Origin of the sequence: Malonomonas rubra DSM 5091 (assembly GCF_900142125.1) — a bacterium.
Taxonomy (GTDB): Bacteria; Desulfobacterota; Desulfuromonadia; order Desulfuromonadales; family Geopsychrobacteraceae; genus Malonomonas; species Malonomonas rubra.
Window position 1 is genome coordinate 348,598 of the sequence record NZ_FQZT01000002.1, and the last position, 19,321, is coordinate 367,918.

Annotated in this window: 17 protein-coding genes; 10 read left to right on the forward strand and 7 right to left on the reverse strand. The window is 52.4% G+C overall.

Going from position 1 to position 19,321, the window contains the following annotated elements:
• Positions 1–151: 151 nt before the first annotated feature.
• Entirely contained in the window at positions 152–1,351 is a 1,200-nt protein-coding gene (gene lhgO / locus BUB13_RS04425) for an L-2-hydroxyglutarate oxidase (RefSeq protein ID WP_072906223.1), read from the reverse strand.
• 327 nt (positions 1,352–1,678) lie between these two features.
• On the opposite strand from lhgO, the gene BUB13_RS19230 reads away from it, so the two are divergent.
• Positions 1,679–2,308, forward strand: coding sequence for a rubredoxin-like domain-containing protein (locus BUB13_RS19230; RefSeq protein WP_072906225.1), 630 nt, complete (start codon positions 1,679–1,681; stop codon positions 2,306–2,308).
• 31 nt (positions 2,309–2,339) lie between these two features.
• A complete protein-coding gene (locus BUB13_RS04435) occupies positions 2,340–2,840 on the forward strand; it encodes a rubrerythrin family protein (protein ID WP_072905975.1) in 501 nt (166 codons plus the stop codon).
• Positions 2,841–3,037: 197 nt separating this feature from the next.
• Here BUB13_RS04435 and BUB13_RS04440 read toward each other — a convergent pair whose 3' ends face one another.
• The gene (locus BUB13_RS04440) at positions 3,038–4,231 is read right to left on the reverse strand and encodes a class I SAM-dependent rRNA methyltransferase (protein ID WP_072905976.1); all 1,194 of its coding nucleotides are present in this window, start codon (positions 4,229–4,231) and stop codon (positions 3,038–3,040) included.
• A 126-nt stretch (positions 4,232–4,357) separates the two neighbouring features.
• Here BUB13_RS04440 and BUB13_RS04445 point away from each other — a divergent pair, with 126 nt between their 5' ends.
• The 3 genes from BUB13_RS04445 to BUB13_RS04455 all read left to right on the forward strand — a co-directional run bounded on the left by BUB13_RS04445 (position 4,358) and on the right by BUB13_RS04455 (position 6,775).
• Positions 4,358–5,017 (forward strand): hypothetical protein, encoded by a 660-nt coding sequence (locus BUB13_RS04445; RefSeq protein ID WP_072905977.1) that lies wholly within the window; start codon positions 4,358–4,360, stop codon positions 5,015–5,017.
• Between the two features lie 149 nt (positions 5,018–5,166).
• A complete protein-coding gene (locus BUB13_RS04450) occupies positions 5,167–5,961 on the forward strand; it encodes a methyltransferase domain-containing protein (protein WP_072905978.1) in 795 nt (264 codons plus the stop codon).
• 55 nt (positions 5,962–6,016) lie between these two features.
• Positions 6,017–6,775: an NRDE family protein gene (locus tag BUB13_RS04455; protein ID WP_072905979.1), complete on the forward strand. Its 759-nt coding sequence runs from the start codon at positions 6,017–6,019 to the stop codon at positions 6,773–6,775.
• 51 nt (positions 6,776–6,826) lie between these two features.
• Here BUB13_RS04455 and BUB13_RS04460 read toward each other — a convergent pair whose 3' ends face one another.
• Both BUB13_RS04460 and BUB13_RS04465 read right to left on the reverse strand, forming a co-directional pair.
• A complete protein-coding gene (locus BUB13_RS04460; protein WP_139249308.1) occupies positions 6,827–7,507 on the reverse strand; it encodes a YiaD family glycine zipper/OmpA-like lipoprotein in 681 nt (226 codons plus the stop codon).
• Positions 7,508–7,659: 152 nt separating this feature from the next.
• The gene (locus BUB13_RS04465; protein WP_072905980.1) at positions 7,660–8,973 is read right to left on the reverse strand and encodes a citrate (Si)-synthase; all 1,314 of its coding nucleotides are present in this window, start codon (positions 8,971–8,973) and stop codon (positions 7,660–7,662) included.
• A 342-nt stretch (positions 8,974–9,315) separates the two neighbouring features.
• On the opposite strand from BUB13_RS04465, the gene dusB reads away from it, so the two are divergent.
• The 4 genes from dusB to BUB13_RS04485 are packed head-to-tail and all read left to right on the forward strand — an operon-like array spanning position 9,316 to position 13,659.
• Complete coding sequence (gene dusB / locus BUB13_RS04470) at positions 9,316–10,296, forward strand: tRNA dihydrouridine synthase DusB (protein ID WP_072905981.1); 981 nt, start codon at positions 9,316–9,318, stop codon at positions 10,294–10,296.
• On the forward strand, positions 10,293–11,426 hold the full coding sequence (locus BUB13_RS04475; RefSeq protein ID WP_072905982.1) for a two-component system sensor histidine kinase NtrB: 1,134 nt from the start codon (positions 10,293–10,295) through the stop codon (positions 11,424–11,426). Before dusB ends, BUB13_RS04475 begins: the two co-directional genes overlap by 4 nt.
• A 3-nt stretch (positions 11,427–11,429) precedes the next feature.
• Positions 11,430–12,866 (forward strand): nitrogen regulation protein NR(I), encoded by a 1,437-nt coding sequence (ntrC, locus tag BUB13_RS04480; protein ID WP_072905983.1) that lies wholly within the window; start codon positions 11,430–11,432, stop codon positions 12,864–12,866.
• Positions 12,847–13,659 (forward strand): class I SAM-dependent methyltransferase, encoded by an 813-nt coding sequence (locus BUB13_RS04485; RefSeq protein ID WP_084091739.1) that lies wholly within the window; start codon positions 12,847–12,849, stop codon positions 13,657–13,659. The genes ntrC and BUB13_RS04485 overlap by 20 nt, the downstream gene beginning before the upstream one ends.
• A gap of 40 nt (positions 13,660–13,699) precedes the next feature.
• Here BUB13_RS04485 and BUB13_RS04490 read toward each other — a convergent pair whose 3' ends face one another.
• The 3 genes from BUB13_RS04490 to BUB13_RS18505 all read right to left on the reverse strand — a co-directional run bounded on the left by BUB13_RS04490 (position 13,700) and on the right by BUB13_RS18505 (position 17,415).
• Complete coding sequence (locus BUB13_RS04490; protein WP_072905987.1) at positions 13,700–15,631, reverse strand: aminotransferase class V-fold PLP-dependent enzyme; 1,932 nt, start codon at positions 15,629–15,631, stop codon at positions 13,700–13,702.
• A 73-nt stretch (positions 15,632–15,704) separates the two neighbouring features.
• Positions 15,705–17,075: a replicative DNA helicase gene (dnaB, locus tag BUB13_RS04495; protein ID WP_072905989.1), complete on the reverse strand. Its 1,371-nt coding sequence runs from the start codon at positions 17,073–17,075 to the stop codon at positions 15,705–15,707.
• 130 nt (positions 17,076–17,205) lie between these two features.
• Positions 17,206–17,415, reverse strand: coding sequence for an SEC-C metal-binding domain-containing protein (locus BUB13_RS18505; RefSeq protein WP_208610121.1), 210 nt, complete (start codon positions 17,413–17,415; stop codon positions 17,206–17,208).
• A 229-nt stretch (positions 17,416–17,644) separates the two neighbouring features.
• On the opposite strand from BUB13_RS18505, the gene BUB13_RS04505 reads away from it, so the two are divergent.
• Complete coding sequence (locus BUB13_RS04505; protein WP_084091741.1) at positions 17,645–19,318, forward strand: alkaline phosphatase; 1,674 nt, start codon at positions 17,645–17,647, stop codon at positions 19,316–19,318.
• The last annotated feature ends 3 nt before the right edge of the window (positions 19,319–19,321 follow it).

Consider the following 19,321-nt stretch of genomic DNA (forward strand, 5'->3'; position numbering starts at 1 on the left):
TCCACTTTATTTTTACCGCCAGAAATTTATGTGAGCAGCTAATTGCTAATTATGATTTCAAGCTAGCCACCAATTATTGCGTGAAAACCGTCAATCATGATGATTGCAGCAGGCTGCCTTGCCCCCCATGTGAGAATGTCTATAAAGGCAGTTAAAGCCTAAACTTCTCAGCCGCTTTCGCTGCTAAATATTCACCGATTGGCATCGCTGAAGTTGCTGCGGGGGACGGCGCATTGCATACATGCAGAGAGCGTTCTGTTTCTTTGAAGAGAAAATCATGGACAAGGCTTCCGTCAGAGAGGACAGCCTGGGCTCTGATCCCGGCAGGATAGGGTTTTAGGTCTGTCGCCTTGATCGAAGGACAATACTTTTGTACCCGCTTCAGGTAGCCAGAGAGCAAGAGTGAATCAGACATTTCCTTAAGCCCAGTCGCAAAATTATTCTGGAGCACTTTCCAGAACCCAGGGAATGAGAGCATCTCCGCAACATCCTTTATATTGAAGTTCACCGTACTGTATCCTTCCCTCTTCCAGCCAAGCACAGCGTTTGGCCCGACGGTAACAGTGCCGTTGACCATCGGTGTCAGATGCACCCCAAGAAATGGCAGGTCGGGGTCTGGAATCGGGTAAATCAGATGTTTGACGACATCATTCAGATCGGCTGCCAAGCGGTAGTATTCTCCACGGAAAGGAATAATTTGGAAATCACATGCGACTCCCATCATGCGAACCAAGCGGTCGGCCATAAGTCCGGCGCACACGACAAGAGCGGACGTTTCGACAAGGTGCTGGCCAGTATTGATTCTTACTGACTGCCCGTCTTCTTTGATTTGCGTGATTTCGGCACCGAAAAGGTTTTGACCACCAAGAGCACAGAAATGCGCGACCATTGTCTCGGTAATTTTTGGAAAATCAGTAATCGCCGTAGCTGGAACGTGCAAAGCTCCCAGTCCGCTGACCTTAGATTCCTTTGCTTTAAGCTCCTGCTCAGAAAGTGCTACGGTGGTGATCCCGTTTTCATGACAGCGTTGTGCCAATGCTTCCATGCGCGTCAGCTCAAGTTCGTTGGTTGCGACCAGGAGTTTGCCGCATTGCACAAAGGGGATGTTGTTTTGCAGGCAAAAGCTCTTGGTGAGCATTGCTCCTCGCTTGCAAAAATCGGCTTTCAGGCTCCCCGGCTGATAATAGACTCCGGCATGAACCACCCCGGAATTATGCCCAGTTTGATGAGTCGCACACGACTGTTCCTTATCGATCATCAAAACCGACAAGTGTGGAAAGTCCTGCTTTATCCTCAACGCCGTCGCAGCACCGACGATGCCATTGCCAACAACGACAAGATCACTCTTCAGTTGGTTCAAGTTGCCACCCCTTCTATTGTCAAAGCTTGCCTGCTGGAGAAAGCTCCTTCCGTCTCGCCCAAAACTAAAAATAGCCTGATACAGGCGGAGAATATGTCTTACAGGGTAGCATTTTTAAGGCTCACCTGTTGTTGCCAAATAGGGAAAACCTGATTGAGGGATTCTATTGCCGAATAGTAGGACACTGAAATCTTAAAAATCGCTCTCGCCCCTCTATGGCTTGCTCGATAAGTAAATAAATTGATAATTATTCAGTCTGTGATAGACGTTAAGCTCACAGTAGCTATTTTTATGAAACAAACCAGTAAGGACGAGAATATGAGAAAGTGGAAATGTACGATTTGCGACTATATCCATGAAGGGGAAGCTCCGCCGGACACATGCCCGGTCTGTGGAGCGGAGAGTAGTGCCTTTGTTGAAATTACAGAGTCATCCGAGAATCCCGTTTCAGTAGCGCAGACAGTTGGTGCAGAACCGTCGTTTGCTGAATCGACAGAACAAGCTGTGCAGAGCCTCCTGTCAGAGACAACCCTGAAGTTTCATCTCCACCCCATTACGGTGCATGCGCCTAACGGGATTATCCCCATGGCTTTTATATTCCTGCTAATTGCTGCCGTTTTTAGTGTGCAGAGCCTTGACCAGGCTGCTTTTTACAGCTTTATTTTTACTCTGCTGAGTATGCCGGCTGTGTTGTTCACCGGCTATGTCACCTGGAAACACAAATATCGGGGAGCACTGACGTCTATCTTCAAAATGAAAATCGCTGCCTCCATTGTCAGCGTCATTCTGTTATGCTTCCTTGTCTTTTGGCGAATGATTGATCCCGATATCTTTTCTGCCGGGGGGATGCCAATGGTTATTTACCTGCTGCTAACGCTTGGTCTCGTGGGTGCTGTCGGCCTGGCCGGCCACCTGGGGGGCAAGCTGGTTTTCAAAACGGGAAACTGAATGTCATTAACTAACATTTAAGGAGGTCGCAATGGCAACAACAAATGAACATTTGAAAGAAGCTTTCGCCGGTGAGAGCCAGGCCAACCAGAAGTATCAAGCCTTTGCCAAGCAGGCTGAAAAAGACGGTTTTACCAACATTGCCAAACTGTTCCGGACGACGGCAGAGGCAGAGCGTATTCACGCTGAGGGCCATCTCAAAGCGCTGGATTTGATTGCGACCACTGCGGACAATCTTCAGTCTGCAATTGATGGTGAAACCTACGAGTACGAGGAAATGTACCCACCCATGCTGGATCAGGCGCTCAACGATAACCACAAAGCGAAAACGATGTTCAAGTTTGCCGTGGACGCAGAAGAGGTCCATGCGCAGATTTACAGCAAAGCCCTTGAGGCCGTTAAAGCAGGGAAAGACCTGGATGTCAGCGACTTTTATCTCTGTCCGGTCTGTGGCTATATCGAACTGGGTTCAGCACCGGAACAGTGTCCGATTTGTGGAGCCAAAAAGAAGGCGTTTGTCCAGATTGCCTGAGTCGATCATCCATCAGACTGTCTTTTCCAAACAAGTTATGCTCAGACGCCCCCTATGGATTCTCCATAGGGGGCGTTTCCTGTAAGTCACCACTCCAGTGGGATGAGTTCACAAGGGGTGACCACAATCGGCCAGAGTATGCGCTAATCCAAGAAACAGTCTTAACCAAAAAACGTATCACTTAAAAAAAGTCTTTTTTAGATTTTCACGCTGATGACAAATTTCAGATAGCGCCCTTCGGGAAAGGTCACCGGGCAGGGAAAATCCTCCGGCTGACCGCTGGTAAAAATTGTCCGCAGATCCCCTCCAACCTGCAGTGCGCCGCGCCTCAATTCTTTCAGGTAATCATCCATCGAGACCTTCTGGTGATTGGAGGAGCTCATCAACATCCCCCCGGGCTCAAGCAGCGGCAGAGTTTCTGCCACCAGCTTCGAGGTTCCACCGTGGGTGGAAAAGCGACTTTTTTTGGTGGTGGAAAAGGAAGGCGGATCAAACAGGATGATGTCGAATTTACGGCTCTGATCGCGCATTTTTGCCAGCTCGGAAAAAACATCGCCGACGATGAACTGGTGTTTTTTCGGATTGAGCCGGTTAATGGAAAAATTCTCCCGAGCAATATCCAGATACTTTTGCGACACATCGACGCTGGTGACCTGCCTTGCTCCTGCAGCTGCTGCGGCCACTGAAAAAGCTCCGGTGAAAGCAAACAGGTTGAGGACCCTTTTGCCGGCAGAGCGAGTCATCAACTCACGACGGTTGCGGCGCTGATCCGGGAACAATCCGGTGTTCAAACCTTCACGCAGGTCGACATGGTAATCGAGCCCATTCTCCTGCACCAGCAGCGGTACGGGGGCAGCCCCTCCAGCAATCACCTTGCTGTATTGCTTGCTTTTTCTCTTCGCTTCGAGCTGTCTGGTTTCTTGTGGACGTAATTTGCGATAAATTCCGTTGGGCTGATAAACCTGCTGCAAGGCCTTGCTAAGTGCGGGCAAGTGAGCATCCCAGGCAGCGCTGTAGAGCTGTACCATCAGGTAATCAGCGTAACGATCAACGGTTAACCCGGGCAAACCGTCCCCTTCTCCGTTGACTAACCGGTAGGCGTTGGTCTCTTCCAGTAAAGCTTGCTCGCGCAGTAGCTCGGCCTGCCGGAATCTGGCTTCGAACCAGGCAGAATCCAGCCTGTTCAGATTTTTTCCGAGCACACGTGCAACGATGCGATCCTTCGGATCATACAGCGCTGTCGCCAGATGCCGATTTTTCTCGTCAACCAGGGCAATCAGCTCTCCCGCCTGGCCCTGCGGCCACTGTTTAGTGAAACGATCTGCGATCACCCAGGGATGTCCCAGCTCGAGCATGCGCACCGTATCCGGCCCGACTTTGCAGTTTTTCATACGGCCTCCCCAAAAGTTGCTGAATATTACCGCAGCCAGAGATCATGTCCAGCCAAAACTCCCGGTTCATGTCTGCCGTAAGCTGTGTTATCTTCCGGCGATATTTTTTTTGCGGGAGAAATCATTATGCGTGAAGCGGCAAAAACCAAAAGTGAACTGATCATCGAACAGCTTATGCGTGAACTTGACCCGAGTTCGCCGCGCTACCAGGTACTGGCAACGGCCCGGCAATTTAAATCATCCTGGGTCGAACTTGGCGAACAGCTGATCAAGGTGAAAAATCAGGCGGAATTTCAGGGTTGGGGGTACGAGTCTTTCGATGATTACTGCTCACGTGAAATCCGCATCCGCAAAGAAACCGCGCGCAAGCTGACAATGGCCTATCGCTACCTGGAGCAGGAAGAACCGGAGCTGATCAGTGCCGAACGCCGTCTGCAACCGCTGCCCGATTATCGTGCAATCGACCTGCTGCGCCAAGCCAAAGAGGAACAGGGCTTTACTGAAGATGAGTACAGCCAGTTGCGCGAATCGATCATCGATCAGGAACGCAGCTATCCCACTGTGCAGAAACAATTCCGCGAAGTCGCCCACATGCACAATCCGCCAGAGATTGATCCGCTTAAAGAGGTGCGAAGCATACTGACAACGGCAAAAAGACTCAACAGCCAACTCGAAGAGCTTGACGACTTTCCCGCCGAGATGATGAAAGAACTTCATCTACTGATGGATGAACTGCATCAGCGAGAACAGCAACTTGCCGAGCAGCGGGATGTAGAGGCAGAATAAGCTCATTCTCCTTGGCAAAATCGATTAAAAGCTGACGCCCCTGCAAATATTTTTCTTAGCGCGCGCTAAAAACTCTATAAAGCTCAAATATCACCAAGACTTTTTGAATTTCGATGCTATACTGCTGGAGTTATTCGGGAGGTATCTGAATGGACAAAAAGTTCAAGAATCGGGTCCGTGAACAGTTCGGAAAAACGGCTATGGCCTATGTGCAGGCAGCGCGCTTTTCTGGCGGCAAGGACCTTGAGGAAGCGGCCCGGCTGCTGAAGCCAACACAGGACGACAACCTGCTCGACGTTGCTTGCGGCGGCGGACATACAGCCCTGTTCTTTGCCCCGCTGGTTCGTCAAGTGGTTGCATCGGACCTGACCATGCAGATGCTGAAAAAAGCCCAGGAGCATCTGGCTGAAGAAGGCGGCGTCGACAACGTTGTCTTCCGCGAAGCGGATGCCGAAGATCTCCCTTTTCCGGCAGGGTCGTTCACCCTGTTGACATGCCGCATCGCCCCGCACCATTTCCCCGACGTTCCCCGTGCGCTGAAAGAATTTCACCGTGTTCTTCGTCGCGGTGGGCGCATGGTCATTATCGACACCCTGCTACCGGCCGACCCTGAGATTGCAGATTTCTACCAGACAATGGAGCAGATGCGTGACCCGACCCATATCCGCGCTTTCAGTGAAGCCGATTGGGCCCAGATGATTCTGGATGCGGAGTTGATCCTGCAAGAGACAAAAGTCATCCCCAAAACGCATGATTTTCAGGATTGGGCCAAGCGCGCTGGCCTGAATCGTAAAGAAATCCAGCAACTGAACAGATATTTCATGGATGCTCCGCAAAAGGTCCACGATTATTTCAAGATCGAATCCTTTGCCGGAGAGGTGGAAACATACACCGACCAGAAACTCCTGGTTTACGCGACACGCAAAGAAAAAGAAAAAAAATAGAAATCTTTTCAAGGAGCCGAAAATCGGCTCCTTTTTTATTCTTGCAGGTTAAGCAATGTGCCTGATTCTTTTCGCCTATAAATATCATCCCCGATACCCTCTTGTGGTTGCAGCCAATCGAGATGAATTCTACCAGCGACCAACACGATCAGCGCATTGGTGGGACGAACACCCGGAGTTACTGGCGGGAAAAGATTTAGAGGCTGGTGGCACCTGGATGGGAGTTACCCGGAAAGGCCACTTTGCGGCAGTAACCAATATCCGCGAACCGGAATTTTCGACAAACAACTCTCTGTCTCGTGGCCTTCTCCCCTACAACTACCTGACTCAAGCTGCCACAGCTAAGGACTTTGCCGACATCCTGCTGGAAAATCAAAACAGGTACCAGGGATTTAATCTGCTGTTCGGCAGCGGCGACTCACTCTACTACCAGTCCAATCGCACTAGTTTTCGCGAGTTGTCGCCAGGCCTTTACGGCTTGAGCAACGCACAACTCGACACGCCTTGGCCGAAGGTTGCAAAGGGAAAGCAGAAACTTGCAGAGCAGTTGAAAGCGGATGAATTGTCGACCAGCAACCTGCTGCAGATCCTTGCTGCAAAAGATATCGCCGATGATGAAACTTTGCCGCAAACAGGTGTCTCTCTGGAGTGGGAGAGGCTTCTTTCTGCGACCTGTATTTCTGCCCCAGAGCACGGCTATGGCACGCGCAGCTCCAGCGTGCTGCTTATCAGTCACCAGGGGCAGGTAAAGCTGCATGAAAAAACCGTCGCGCCAAGCGCAACGAACGACGCAGTCTTCGAATTCCAGCTTTAACAAAACAGGCGGCTTCAGAGAAGCCGCCTGCTGTCTTTCAGCAACAACAATCTACTGAATAGTTTGATTCGGTACGACAAAAATTTCGACTCGGCGGTTCTGCGCTCTCCCTGCTGCCGTATCGTTACTGGCGATAGGTTCCAGCTCACCTCGCCCCTCTGTTCCCAACCGGTAACGATCAACGTTGCGTGCCATCAGATAGTCGGCTACAGCGTTCGCCCGCCGCAAAGAAAGCTGCAAGTTATATTCTTCAGAGCCTTTACTGTCGGTATGACCGGCTACCACAATCTGAGTTTGTGGATAGCGATTCATAATGTCGGCAATTTTATCCAAAGGAGAGTAAAAGGAGGATTTGATGACCGCCGAATCGTAGTCGAAGGAAACCTCGCTGCTCATAGTCAGCTTCAGAATCTCATTCTGCTGCCGCTCGATCTCGATCTGATGCTGCGCTCGCTCGTTTGCCAGTTGCTGCTCAAACTCGGTCTGCTGCTTGTCCATGTAGGCACCAGCGCCGGCTCCGATTGCTCCACCGGCCGCACCACCAATCAGTGCACCACGCAAGGCACCGCCGGAGTGATCATTCTGATAACCGATGATCGCCCCTGAAACAGCGCCAACCAAGGCTCCGATTCCAGCACCTTTCTTGGTGTTCTCATGGGTGGTATTGGTCGCGCAGGCCGTCAACGTTGCTAGCAGGACAAAAAAAGACATCAATAATTTCACTTTGTGCATTTTCAGGCTCCTTACTTAATCATTTTTGCACAGAATAACCAAATCTTTGCATGGATTATAAACCTGCGCGATCGAAAGCAAAAGGTTCGATACAAAAAAAAATGGGAGACCCGCAAGGGTCTCCCATTGAATAACAGCTATATAAATTCTGCTTAGGCGATGCCTGCAGCCTCTTCCAGCATAGCGGTGGTGAGAGACTTCGGACGCTCGATACCGTAGCCAAGAGCACGGTCCCAAGTGATGTTTGCGAGGCAGCCGAGTGCACGACCGATACCGAACAGAACGGTGTAGTACTCGTACTCGGTAACGCCGTAGTACCACTGGATAACGCCGGACTGTGCGTCAACGTTTGGCCATGGGTTCTTAGCTTTACCATGCTCAGTGAGAACGCCAGGAGCAACTTCAAAGATCATCTTAACCAGCTGGAACAGCGGGTAGTCTTTGAGGCCCGGGGTGTTCATGCAGAACTCGCGCTGCGAGGTGTAACGCGGGTCAGTCTTACGCAGAACAGCGTGGCCGTAACCCGGGATAACCTGACCGCTGTTCAGGGTTGCCCAGAGAGCTTCTTTCAGACCTTCTTCGGTAGGTACTTCGCCGCCCAGTTTCTGCATGAAGTTCTGGGTCCAACGGAGAACTTCCTCGTTTGCCAGACCGTGCAGAGGACCGGCCAGACCGTTGATACCAGCAGAGTATGCATAGTAAGCATCGGACAGAGCGGAAGCTACCAGGTGAGTGGTGTGAGCAGAAACGTTACCGGACTCATGGTCGGAGTGCAGGATGAAGTACATACGTGCAACGTCTTTGTACTCATCCGACTGACCGATCATGTGAGCGAACTGACCGCCCATGTCCAGTTCCGGATCAGGAGCGATGTGGGTGTCGCCTTTGTACTTCATGCGGTAGATGTAAGCACCGATGGGACCGAGGCGAGCCATCAGGGTGTTGGCATCCTCGTACATGTCTTCCCAGCAGGTCATCTTGTTGAATTTACCAGCTGCGTAGTTGCTGGCGAAAACGGACTCACGCTGCATAGCAACGATAGCTGCGGAGAACATTGCCATCGGGTGGGAATCACGCGGCAGAGCGCGCAGAACGTCGATGACGTACTCAGGAACAGCAGAGCGCTGCTTCCAGTCTTCAACAACTTCCAAGGTCTGCTCCATGGTCGGAACATCGCCGGTCAGCAGCAGGTACCAGAAGCCCTCAACGTAAGGATATTCGCTACCAGGAACCTTCGGCAGAGCAGCGAAGGTCTCAGGAATAGTCATACCGCGGAAACGGATACCTTCCATCGGATCGAGGTAGGAAATATCGGTGACCAGGCAACGAACGCCACGGGCGCCGCCGATAGCCTGACCAACAGTAACATCACCCAATTTAACATCGGCGCACTCTTTGACCAGCTTGGTGGTGCGAGGACGATGCTCCTGGATTTTCTTAAACAGGGTTTCTTTCAGTGTCGACATACTCTCTCTCCTTTGTGGGTTGAAAAACAGTTTTCGAGTGCCCAACGGGCAAGTAAAAGGAAAAGGTCCGCATCGCGGAAAAACAATTAATAACTGCCTGAAATCGCCCGCCCGAACGGTTTCGTCATGCAGTTTTCATGGCAGAATTCCAAGCGACAACAAGGTGCGTTCAAAAGCACATTCTCTCGCCTAAAATTCCAAATATTGTTCTAGCAACTCACCCCAACCTTGTCAAGCGTATTTTGTATACAGTATTCAATTCATTCAAACTTAATGAAAGTCAAAACCATCTCTTCTTTTCTCTTGATTTAAATTGCAGCTTCGCTAAAATGCCTAAATATTATGCAAATTACTCACCCTCTAATTCGTTCCCTGCAACTGGAAAACCCAATAATTCTAGCACCGATGGCGGGAATCACCTCCCTTCCCTACCGTCGTGTCATGAAAGACTTTGGCGCAGCTCTGGTTTATACTGAAATGGTTAGCGCCAACGGCTTGATCCGTGATGGTCGCAAGACGCGTGAGCTGCTGGTCAGCTGCCCGGAAGAGGCACCGCTGGGAGTCCAGCTGTTCGGCGACGATCCACAGGTCCTCGCTGAAGCAACCCGGATGATCGCTGGCGAGTGCACACTGCTCGACATCAACATGGGCTGCCCGGTTAAAAAAGTCATCCGCAGTGGCGCCGGAAGCGCTCTACTGAAAGAACCGGTAAGGATCGGGAAAATTGTCCGTGCAGTACGGGCCGAATACGATGGGCCACTGACGGTTAAAATACGTTCTGGCTGGGACCTCGACAACATCAACTTTATCGAGGTCGGCAAAATCATCGAAAACGAAGGGGCCGATGCAATCACGCTGCACCCACGTACCCGCAGCCAAGCCTTTGGCGGCAAAGCAGACTGGCAACAGATTACTGTCTTGAAACGGACAGTGAAAATTCCGGTGATCGGCAGTGGCGATATTTTTTCAGCGGACGACGGAATCTGCATGCTGCAGGAAACAGGCTGCGATGCCATCATGATCGGTCGCGGCGGCTACGGCAATCCTTGGCTGATCCGCGACATTCTGGCTCTACTGAGCGGACAGAAAAAAAGCGATGTCACGGCGCAGGAAAAGCTCAACGTCGCCATGCGTCATCTACAATGGCACCGCGAACAATTCGGTGACCGAAAGACACTATTCGAGATGCGCAAGCACCTCTGCTGGTACGCCCGCGGTCTGACCGGCGCTGGAAAATTCCGCGGTGAACTACAGAAAGCCACCAGCCTTGAGCAACTAATCGCTCAGGTGGAAAACTTTTATCACGAGGCTGATAACGGATGAGCAGCAAGCAACACCCCTCACAACGTGAATACGCGATGATTCTGGAGAATATCGAGGACGCGGTCATCGCCCTCGATCAACAGGGGGTGATCAACCTTTTCAACCCGGCGGCTCAGAACTATATCGGCATGTCGGAAAAGCAATGCCTCGGCAAGCTTTTTTTCGAGCGTTTCGGCCATCAGAAGATCCTCTGCAAACTGGCCCGCATCACCCTCGATGAAGGCCGCTCGATCTCTGACCACGAGGCCGTTGTTCTGCGCATGCCCGGCACCAAACCACGTCCGGTCAGCACCACGGTTTCCCCCATTTTCGCTAACGATGGTAAACAGCAGGGAGCTGTCATCATCCTGCGTGACCTGACCCAGGTCCGCACCTTGGAGGAAACCCTCAAACGCGCTGATCGTCTATCGATGGTCGGGACTATGGCCGCCGGACTGGCCCATGAGATCAAAAACCCCCTCGGCGGTATCAAAGGCGCGGCTCAACTGCTGCAAATGGAGCTGGGCAACGACAACGAGCTGCAGGAATATACCGAGCTCATGATCCGGGAAACAGAACGGGTCAACCGCATCATCGAGGAACTGCTTGACCTCTCACGTCCGCGCAAAGCGGAAACCGGAAGCGTCAACATCAGCCAGGTTCTGGATGAAATCGTCATGTTGCAGAAACAGGCTGTTGCTGACCGTGACATCAGCTTCAAGCTGCGACTTGATCCCAGTATCCCGGCAATCAGCGGTGATCGCGACCTGCTGGTGCGGCTTTTTCTCAACCTGATCAAAAACGCCGGAGAGGCTTCACCGAACGGAGAACGGATCACCATCGAGAGTCGCATCGATTCTGAGTATCACATGAGCTTTCCCGGAGCTAAACCGACTCCGATGGTGCTGATCAGCATCAACGATAACGGGCCCGGCATTCCACAAAAGAAGCTGGACCAGATTTTTACTCCCTTTTACACCACCAAGGAAGGCGGCAGCGGCCTCGGCCTGCCGATTTGCCAGAAGATCGTGACCGATCACGGTGGTTTCCTGCAATTTGAGAACAGGGCCGAGGGTGGAACCTCGGTTAAAGTTTCCCTGCCGCTGCTGAGCAGTTACCGCACTCCCAACGCGGAAAATACTGAAGGATAAACAATGGCTATAAAACGCATACTGGTCGCTGACGACGAAGAAAGCATCCGCTGGGTTCTCTCCCGGGCGCTGAAAAAGAAAGGCTTCAGTGTCGATCTGGCTGAAGACGGCAAACAGGCTCTCAGCATGTTCCGCAGCAACGGCTATGACCTGGCAGTTCTTGATATAAAAATGCCGGGGATACAGGGGCTTGACCTGCTGAAACAGGTCCAGGAAGAGTTCCCGGAAACGCTGGTCGTTATCATGACCGCGGAGTCGACCATGGAAAATGCTGTCATGGCGATGAAAAACGGGGCCTACGACTACCTGACCAAGCCGTTCGATCTGGATGCCCTCGACGCCATCATCCTGAAAGCGCAGAAAGCGGCAGAGGTCAGCGACCAGATCGGGCACCTGAAAGAAGAGTTGCAGGAGCAGTACAGCTTTGGCCGCAGTATCATCGGCAACAGCCAGCCAATGCAGGAGGTCTACAAAACCCTCGGCCGGGTCGCCAACTCCGACGTCACCGTGTTGGTCACTGGCGAAAGCGGTACTGGTAAAGAACTGATCGCCCGCGCCATTCACTTCAACAGTCAACGTCTCGGCAAGCCCTTCGTCGCCATCAACTGCGCCGCCATTCCGCGTGAGCTTTTGGAGAACGAACTGTTCGGCCACGAGCGCGGTGCCTTTACCGGTGCCACCGACCGCAAGGCGGGCAAGTTCGAACAGGCCAACGGCGGCACCCTTTTTCTCGACGAAATCGGCGACATGCCGCTGGAACTGCAAGCCAAACTGCTACGGGTTCTGCAAGAGAAAGAGATCACCCGCACCGGCGGCAGCCAGACCATGCAGATTGATGTCCGCATCGTTGCAGCGACCAACCAGAACATCGCCGAACTGGTGGAAGAGAAAAAATTCCGCGAAGACCTCTATTACCGCCTCAACGTCGTACCGATCAGCCTACCGGCGCTGAACCAGCGCAAGGATGACATTCCATCACTGGTCGAATTCTTCCTCAAGCGTTCACAGGAGGAGCTCGGCGTCAGTGCCATCGAGTGCAGCAAGGAAGCCTTGAGCCTGCTCAAGCGCCACAACTGGCCGGGCAACGTGCGCGAACTGGAAAACGTTATCAAACGTGCCACCCTGCTCTCGCCCAACCACATCCTGATGCCGTCCGATTTCCCTGGACTCCTGAGCAACCAGAGCGGCAAAAATCAGGATGAATCCCTCGAGGGACTGGTCGCCCGCAAGCTGGAAAACTCGCTGGCGCAGATGGACCTGCAGGAACTGGACAACCTTTACGAGATGGTGCTGCACCAGGTCGAGCGGCCGCTGATCAATATCATCCTGCAGCAGACCCGCGGCAACCAGGTGCGTACGGCGGAAATCCTCGGCATTAACCGCAACACCCTGCGCAAAAAGATCAAAACGTTAGAGATCGATGTTAAACGGGGAAGCTAACGACATGTACGACTTCAACCGCTGTAAACTCTGCGGAAAAAACACCGCCGAGCCTAAATACAAGCTCAAAGGGATGACCTTGTACGCCTGCTCGCAGTGCGATTTTCACTTTATCGACGCTCTGGACACATTCCCGACAGACTACCCGGACAAGGCAATAAGCGACAAGCATCGCAGCTTCATTGAAAGCAAACTGCCGCAAAACCGCCAACAGCTGGAAGTCGACTTGAAGTTTGTCAGCAGCCACATCGATCTAAACGAAAAGCGCTGCCTCGACATCGGCACCGGTGTCGGCATGTTCGCATTTCTTTTAAAACAGGCAGGCGCAGATGTCAGCGCCATTGAGCCGCAGCAGATCTTTCGCGAGTTTGCCCAGGAGAAATTTCAACTGGAATTGCGGCCAGAGCTGGCCGATGATACCTACTGGCAGGAGAATTACGCGGAATATTTTGACGTCGTCACCATTTGGGACACGCTGGAACATGTTAATTTTCCGCTTGAAACCGTTCAGGCCGCCGTCAAGCTACTGAAACCGGGTGGCTACCTGTTCCTCGACACGCCCTCACGCGACTCGCTGTTTTATCGCAGCAGTGAATGGTCCTATCAATTCAGCTTCGGGACCCGACCATTACTGCTGAACAAGCTCTACTCGCCCAAGCCTTACTGTCACAAACAGCTCTTCACCCGCAAACAGCTCTGGTGGCTGTTGGAAAAAGTCGGCTTGCAGGTTGTTGAGCAATCACCATTGCACAAGGCAAACAAGAAGCTGGTGGTCGCCTGCCGCAAAGCCTGATGGTGCAAAAGGAAGCCTGATGATCTGCAAAAAACAGATTTCAGGTTTCCTTTACAACGTAAATTTCGCCGTCGTAAATCCCTTGTACATGAACATTTTGCGAAAGCAGGCTTCTTAAATAAGCGATAGCACCCTCTTCCACCGCCTGCCCCGGCAGTAGCAGCGGAATCCCTGGCGGGTAAGGCGTGACCAGCCCCGCTGAAGTACGGCCAATGGCACATTCGTAACTGAGGCTTTCCCTCTCACCGTAGAATGCTTTTGCCGGCGTGCAGGTCAAAGTAATTTTCGGCAAACCTTCCAGTTTCTTTTTCCTATTTTTGGAGATCGGAATCGAGGCCTTTTTCTGATCCAGTTTTTTCAGGGCATTGTAAAGACGGATGACCTTTGACCTGGTGCCTCCCAGCGTCAGCAGAACGAGCATAGTTGAGTGGGTATATTTTTCGATTTCAAGCCCGATTTCATCCAGCAGATAGCGGTGAATCTCGTTGGTCGAATAGTCGAGCCTTGACACATCGATCAGAATTTTCAGCGGGTCGTGGCCGACATTATCCTGTTTGAAATGAGGAAAAGCCTCGCGGAAATCCTCAATGTCGAGGATTCTGATATGGCGGAAGCTTTTCATCTGCTCTTTCAGTTCAGCAACCTGCTCCAGCAGATCTTTCAGCAGCCCGTAACCCTCCATTTCCAGTTGTTTGTGACAGACATCAAGCGAAGCGATAATCTGGTACTTCGGCGAGGTACTGACATACATGCTGAAAATTTCGTGGAAAAAATCGGCATCAAAATCAGGATCGTTGACGTGGATATAACTGGCTTGCGAAAACGCGGAGACAACCTTGTGCGCCGAATGCGTAATGTAGTCAGCCCCCGAATCGATCGCCGAATAGTAGCGGAACGTCGGATGGAACAGCGAATAGGCGAACCAGGCTTCGTCGATGAAAACCTTGATCCCCTTGGCGTGCGCCATGTCGACGACTGCGCGGATGTCCATCAGCAGGCCCTCGTAGGTACAGCCAGTCAGAACAATCAGCTTTGTATCAGGGTGGGCGTCTATGGCTTCCCTGATCTCTTCGAGTGTTGGCGGAGCGAAGATGCCGTAGTCGGGATGCAGCACGCTGCTCAGGTAGACCGGTTCGGCGCCCGACTGGACAATACCGTAATGCACCGACTTATGGCAGTTCCGGTCGACAATCACCTTGTTCCCGGCGCGCAGCAGGGTCTGCAGGATGACCTTGTTCGAGGTACTGGAACCGTTGGTGACAAAATAGGTTTTCGTCACCTCGAAGGTGTAGGCCGCAGCTTCCTGCGCTTTGCCGATGGCATTCGTGCCTTCCGCCAGCGAACCGAGCGAGTCGACCGACACCGAGAGGTCGCCGACGAACACGTTGCGCCCGTAAAAATTGTAAAAATCGTTGATATAGGGCGAGTTTCTGAAACTCAGGCCACCGCAGTGGCCCGGCGTGTGCCATGAATCGTTGGTTTCGGTGATGTAATTTTTATAGGCTTTCCAGAACGGCGCCTGCGAACGGTCATCGAAATCATTCAGGATATAACCGAGAATCGACTCGGGATCGAGAATAATGTCATCACGGAAGAAGAAAGACTCGATATCGATCGATTCATCGATGATATTCAGCCCCTGTTTCTCATTGCCGAGAACATAAATCGGCACCGTGATGCGAATCGCCTTGATCGCGGAAATAATATCCACGTTGCGGCAACGTGCCTTCGCATCCTTGCCGTTAATACCCTCGCAGAACCCATTAATATCCCAGCTTAAGACAACCACCTGAATATCCGGGTCGTTTTCAATCTGCCGGATCGCCGAGGTGACAGTCTCGGCTTTACTGATTTCAATGGATATATCGGTCCGTTCAAAGTTAAAAACGGCCCGGGCCATATTCTGGCTGATCTGTTCCAGCAGTTCGCTGTCACCTTCAATAACCAGAATTTTGAGCAGAGGCAGATTCATAAGGCAACGTCAATCCAGGGTTGGCAGCAAAGGAAGTGCAAGGGCGCTGACGTCGATGGAAATTTTCCCGACGTCAATAATCGTCGTCGCGCCGAGACTGATTCTCGAAACGGGTAAACTCGCCACGGAAGGTCAACCGAACAGTACCGATCGGCCCGTTACGCTGCTTGCCGATGATAATTTCAGCGTCCTTGTCGTGATCTTTGTCGCAGGAACCATCCCGCTTTTTACAGGCATCGCAATAGACAGACTCGCGATAAACGAACATGATGACGTCGGCATCCTGCTCGATCGCACCCGACTCCCGCAAGTCAGACATCATCGGCCGCCGGTCGGTCCGGCTCTCCAACGAACGGTTCAACTGCGACAGGGCAACAACCGGAACATCAAGCTCTTTTGCCAGGGCTTTCAACGAACGGGAGATTTCCGAAATCTCCTGTTGCCGGTTTTCCGTGCTGCTGCCACGCATCAACTGCAGGTAGTCAACAACGATCAGGCCGAGTCCATGCTCCGCCTTCAAGCGACGGGCTTTCGAGCGTAACTCCAGCACCGAAATTGCCGGCGTATCGTCGATGAAAAAGGCCGCTTCGCTCAACTGGCCGGCACCCATGGTCAGCTTCGGCCAGTCGGAGTCGCCCAGATGACCGGTCCGCAGGCGGCCGGCATCAACCTTGGCTACCGAGCAGAGCATCCGTTGCACCAGCGACTCTTTGCTCATCTCCAGCGAGAAAACCACGGCCGGCACCTTGTTGCTGGCGTGGGTCGTGGCGTACTCGACCACGTTCAGCGCAAAGGCCGTTTTACCCATCGACGGACGACCGGCGATAATAATCAGGTCGCCTGCCTGCATCCCCGCCGTCATCTTGTCCAGGTCGGTATAACCAGTAGGCACACCGGTAACCAGTTCCTGACGCTCGTACAGTTTTTCAATCGTCTTGAAGGTATCTTTAAGGATGTCTTTGACCGCCGCGTAGGATGGACTGCTGCGGTTCTCGGAAATTTCGAAGATTGCTTTTTCTGCCTGATCGAGGATCATATCCATGTCGCCGCCCTCGTAACCGCTGGTGGCAATTTCGGTGGAAGCAGTGATCAGCTTGCGGGCGATCGATTTTTCTTTCACCAGTTTGCAGTAATAACCGATGTTGGCCGCGGTCGGGACATAATCGACCAAAGTCGCCAGGTAGGTCGTGCCACCGACATCCTCCAGATCGCCCTTGGCTTTTAGCTCTGCCGACAGGGTCACCAGGTCGGCCGGTTCGCCGCGCTCCGACAGCCGGATCAGCGCCTGGAAAATCTTCTGATGGCTGCCACGGTAAAAATCATCCGACTGAAGGTGCTCGACCGCTCGGTTGAGCGCCTCATTTTCCAGCATAATGCCGCCTAAAACCGACATTTCGGCTTCCAGATTCTGCGGCTGCAAACGTTGTCCGTGGCTTTCTTCCATTGCTTACTCCTCAAACAAAAACTAGCTCTGCAGAGTAACGAATAACGCAAAAAGGCTCAACCGTTTTTGGTTGAGCCTTGCTATTTCTAATCCAGATTTCAAGCCCACACGGGGCCTAGCAGTCCGGTCCTCAGCGGAACGGCGAGCGCCGCATGGCGGCCTTCGCTTTCTCTTCCTGCTTACGGATCGCTTTGAGCGTCTGCTGATCTTTGTCGGCGTGACACTTTTTATACTTCAGCCCGCTACCACACCAGCAGTCATCGTTGCGCTGAGGCAGTGGCTGTGGCGGGGGCGTCAATTCTGTGGTCGGTTTTTTCTTGAACATATTGAACAGTGACATCAACCTTCTCCTTGCATTCAAAATTCCATATATAGATAATTGATCAGGCCAGCCATGTAAAGCATAAATTATTTTATCTGCAAAGCGAGTATGATTCACCTACTTAACAAGTCAGCATCCGCTCAAACAAACCTTTTCATTTTTTAACGTCCCGCAAACGATTCTCCTGCATAAGTTCGGCATCGGCAATTTTGCCGACTATCTTTTCGCGTTCACAAGGAGGAAGATCGTGCTGAAAAAATGGAAAAAATCTATCGGGGTTGCGGTCGTCACTGGCTGTCTGCTGCTGGCAGCGACCAATGGTTTTGCCAAAAAGAATCACTGGAAGGACTTTCACCAGTTTAAAAACGTCAAAAACGCTATCGTTATGATTCCTGACGGATGTGACGAAACTGTCCAGACCGTCGCCCGCTGGTACAAAGGCGAAGACCTCGCCGTTGACCAGATGCTGCCCGGCACAGTCAAGGTCCACATGGCCAACTCGGTCATCCCCGGTTCGGCTGCTGCGGCAACCTCTTTCGCTACCGGACACAAAACCACCGTCCGTTTCCTTGGCGTTGGGCCTCGCACTGAAGACCTGCTGACCGGCATGGAACCGACCGCAGCGCCCTATGCGCCGATCGCCAGCGTCATCGAAGCCGCCCAGCGTGCTGGCAAAGCGACCGGCATCATCTCCACCAGCCGCGTGACCCACGCCACTCCGGCTGCCTTTGCTGTGCATATTCATGACCGCGGCATGGATAACGAAATCATGGAACACATGGTTTACAACAACGTTGATGTCGTCTTCGGTGGCGGCGCACGCCATCTGATCCCGACCGATGAAAGCTACACCACCAGTTTCGGCGCTACCTGGAGCGGCAAACGGACCGATGGCGAGAACCTGATGGAAGTTCTTAAAGAGCGTGGCTACCAGTTTGTCGACAGCAAAGACCAGCTTGAGTCGATCACGTCCGGCAAGGTCTGGGGCATGTTCGACGACAGCCACATGCAACCCGACATGGACCGTCAGTACTTCGCCACACACGAACCCTCTCTGGCTGAAATGGTCGAAAAAGCAATCGAAATTCTCTCTCAGGATGAAGACGGTTTTCTGCTCATGGTGGAAGGGTCCCAGGTTGACTGGGCCGGTCACAACAACGACCCGATCTACATGGTCACTGATTTCATCGCCTTCGACGACGCTGTTAAAGTGGCCACCGACTTCGCCGAGGAAGACGAAGAGACCATCGTCATGGCGTACCCGGACCACAACACCGGCGGCATGAAGATCGGCCACTACAACACTGCAGTCGGCTACACCGAAACCAAAATCGAAGACCTGGTAGAACCGCTTAAAAACATGAAAACCACCGCTAACGGTGTTGTCGCCATGATGGCTGATGATTCCGACCAGGCACTGAAAGACAGCGTTAAAGAAAACTGGAACATCACGTTGAGCGACGATGATCTTGCCGAAATCAACCAGCTTGCTCCGAGTGTTGGCCTCAGCTACGCGTTGGCCCGTGTGATCAGCGAAAACCACACGGTCATCGGCTGGACCACTCACGGTCACAACGGAGAAACCGTTCCATTGTGGATGACCGGCTACCCGGCACCACGCGGCCTGATCGACAACACCGATCTGGCTAAAATTGCTGCCGATGCGATCGGTGTCAGCCTCGACAAAACCACTGACAATCTTTATGTTGACCTCGACAGCGTTACCCACAACTACAACATCGACATGACCGATGAAGCCAACCCGGTTCTGCTGCTCGCAGGCGCTCAGCTGCCTATCAGCAAAGACTACATGATCAAGGATGGCCGTACGATTCAGCTGCCGGGACTGACCGTCTACGCCCCGATGACCGGCAAGGTTTACGTTTCCAAGTTTGCTTTGCGCACACTTCGTGTGAAGTAAATT

Bases quoted from the DNA above. Each gene is read 5' to 3' on its own strand.
- BUB13_RS04440 (WP_072905976.1), bottom strand. From the start codon at position 4,231: ATGAAAAACTGCAAAGTCGGGCCGGATACGGTGCGCATGCTCGAGCTG.
- ntrC (WP_072905983.1), top strand. From the start codon at position 11,430: ATGGCTATAAAACGCATACTGGTCGCTGACGACGAAGAAAGCATCCGC.
- BUB13_RS04455 (WP_072905979.1), top strand. From the start codon at position 6,017: ATGTGCCTGATTCTTTTCGCCTATAAATATCATCCCCGATACCCTCTT.
- BUB13_RS04435 (WP_072905975.1), top strand. From the start codon at position 2,340: ATGGCAACAACAAATGAACATTTGAAAGAAGCTTTCGCCGGTGAGAGC.
- BUB13_RS04475 (WP_072905982.1), top strand. From the start codon at position 10,293: ATGAGCAGCAAGCAACACCCCTCACAACGTGAATACGCGATGATTCTG.
- BUB13_RS04465 (WP_072905980.1), bottom strand. From the start codon at position 8,973: ATGTCGACACTGAAAGAAACCCTGTTTAAGAAAATCCAGGAGCATCGT.
- BUB13_RS04490 (WP_072905987.1), bottom strand. From the start codon at position 15,631: ATGAATCTGCCTCTGCTCAAAATTCTGGTTATTGAAGGTGACAGCGAA.
- BUB13_RS18505 (WP_208610121.1), bottom strand. From the start codon at position 17,415: ATGTCACTGTTCAATATGTTCAAGAAAAAACCGACCACAGAATTGACG.
- dnaB (WP_072905989.1), bottom strand. From the start codon at position 17,075: ATGGAAGAAAGCCACGGACAACGTTTGCAGCCGCAGAATCTGGAAGCC.
- BUB13_RS04445 (WP_072905977.1), top strand. From the start codon at position 4,358: ATGCGTGAAGCGGCAAAAACCAAAAGTGAACTGATCATCGAACAGCTT.
- BUB13_RS04450 (WP_072905978.1), top strand. From the start codon at position 5,167: ATGGACAAAAAGTTCAAGAATCGGGTCCGTGAACAGTTCGGAAAAACG.
- BUB13_RS19230 (WP_072906225.1), top strand. From the start codon at position 1,679: ATGAGAAAGTGGAAATGTACGATTTGCGACTATATCCATGAAGGGGAA.
- BUB13_RS04485 (WP_084091739.1), top strand. From the start codon at position 12,847: ATGTTAAACGGGGAAGCTAACGACATGTACGACTTCAACCGCTGTAAA.
- BUB13_RS04460 (WP_139249308.1), bottom strand. From the start codon at position 7,507: ATGCACAAAGTGAAATTATTGATGTCTTTTTTTGTCCTGCTAGCAACG.
- dusB (WP_072905981.1), top strand. From the start codon at position 9,316: ATGCAAATTACTCACCCTCTAATTCGTTCCCTGCAACTGGAAAACCCA.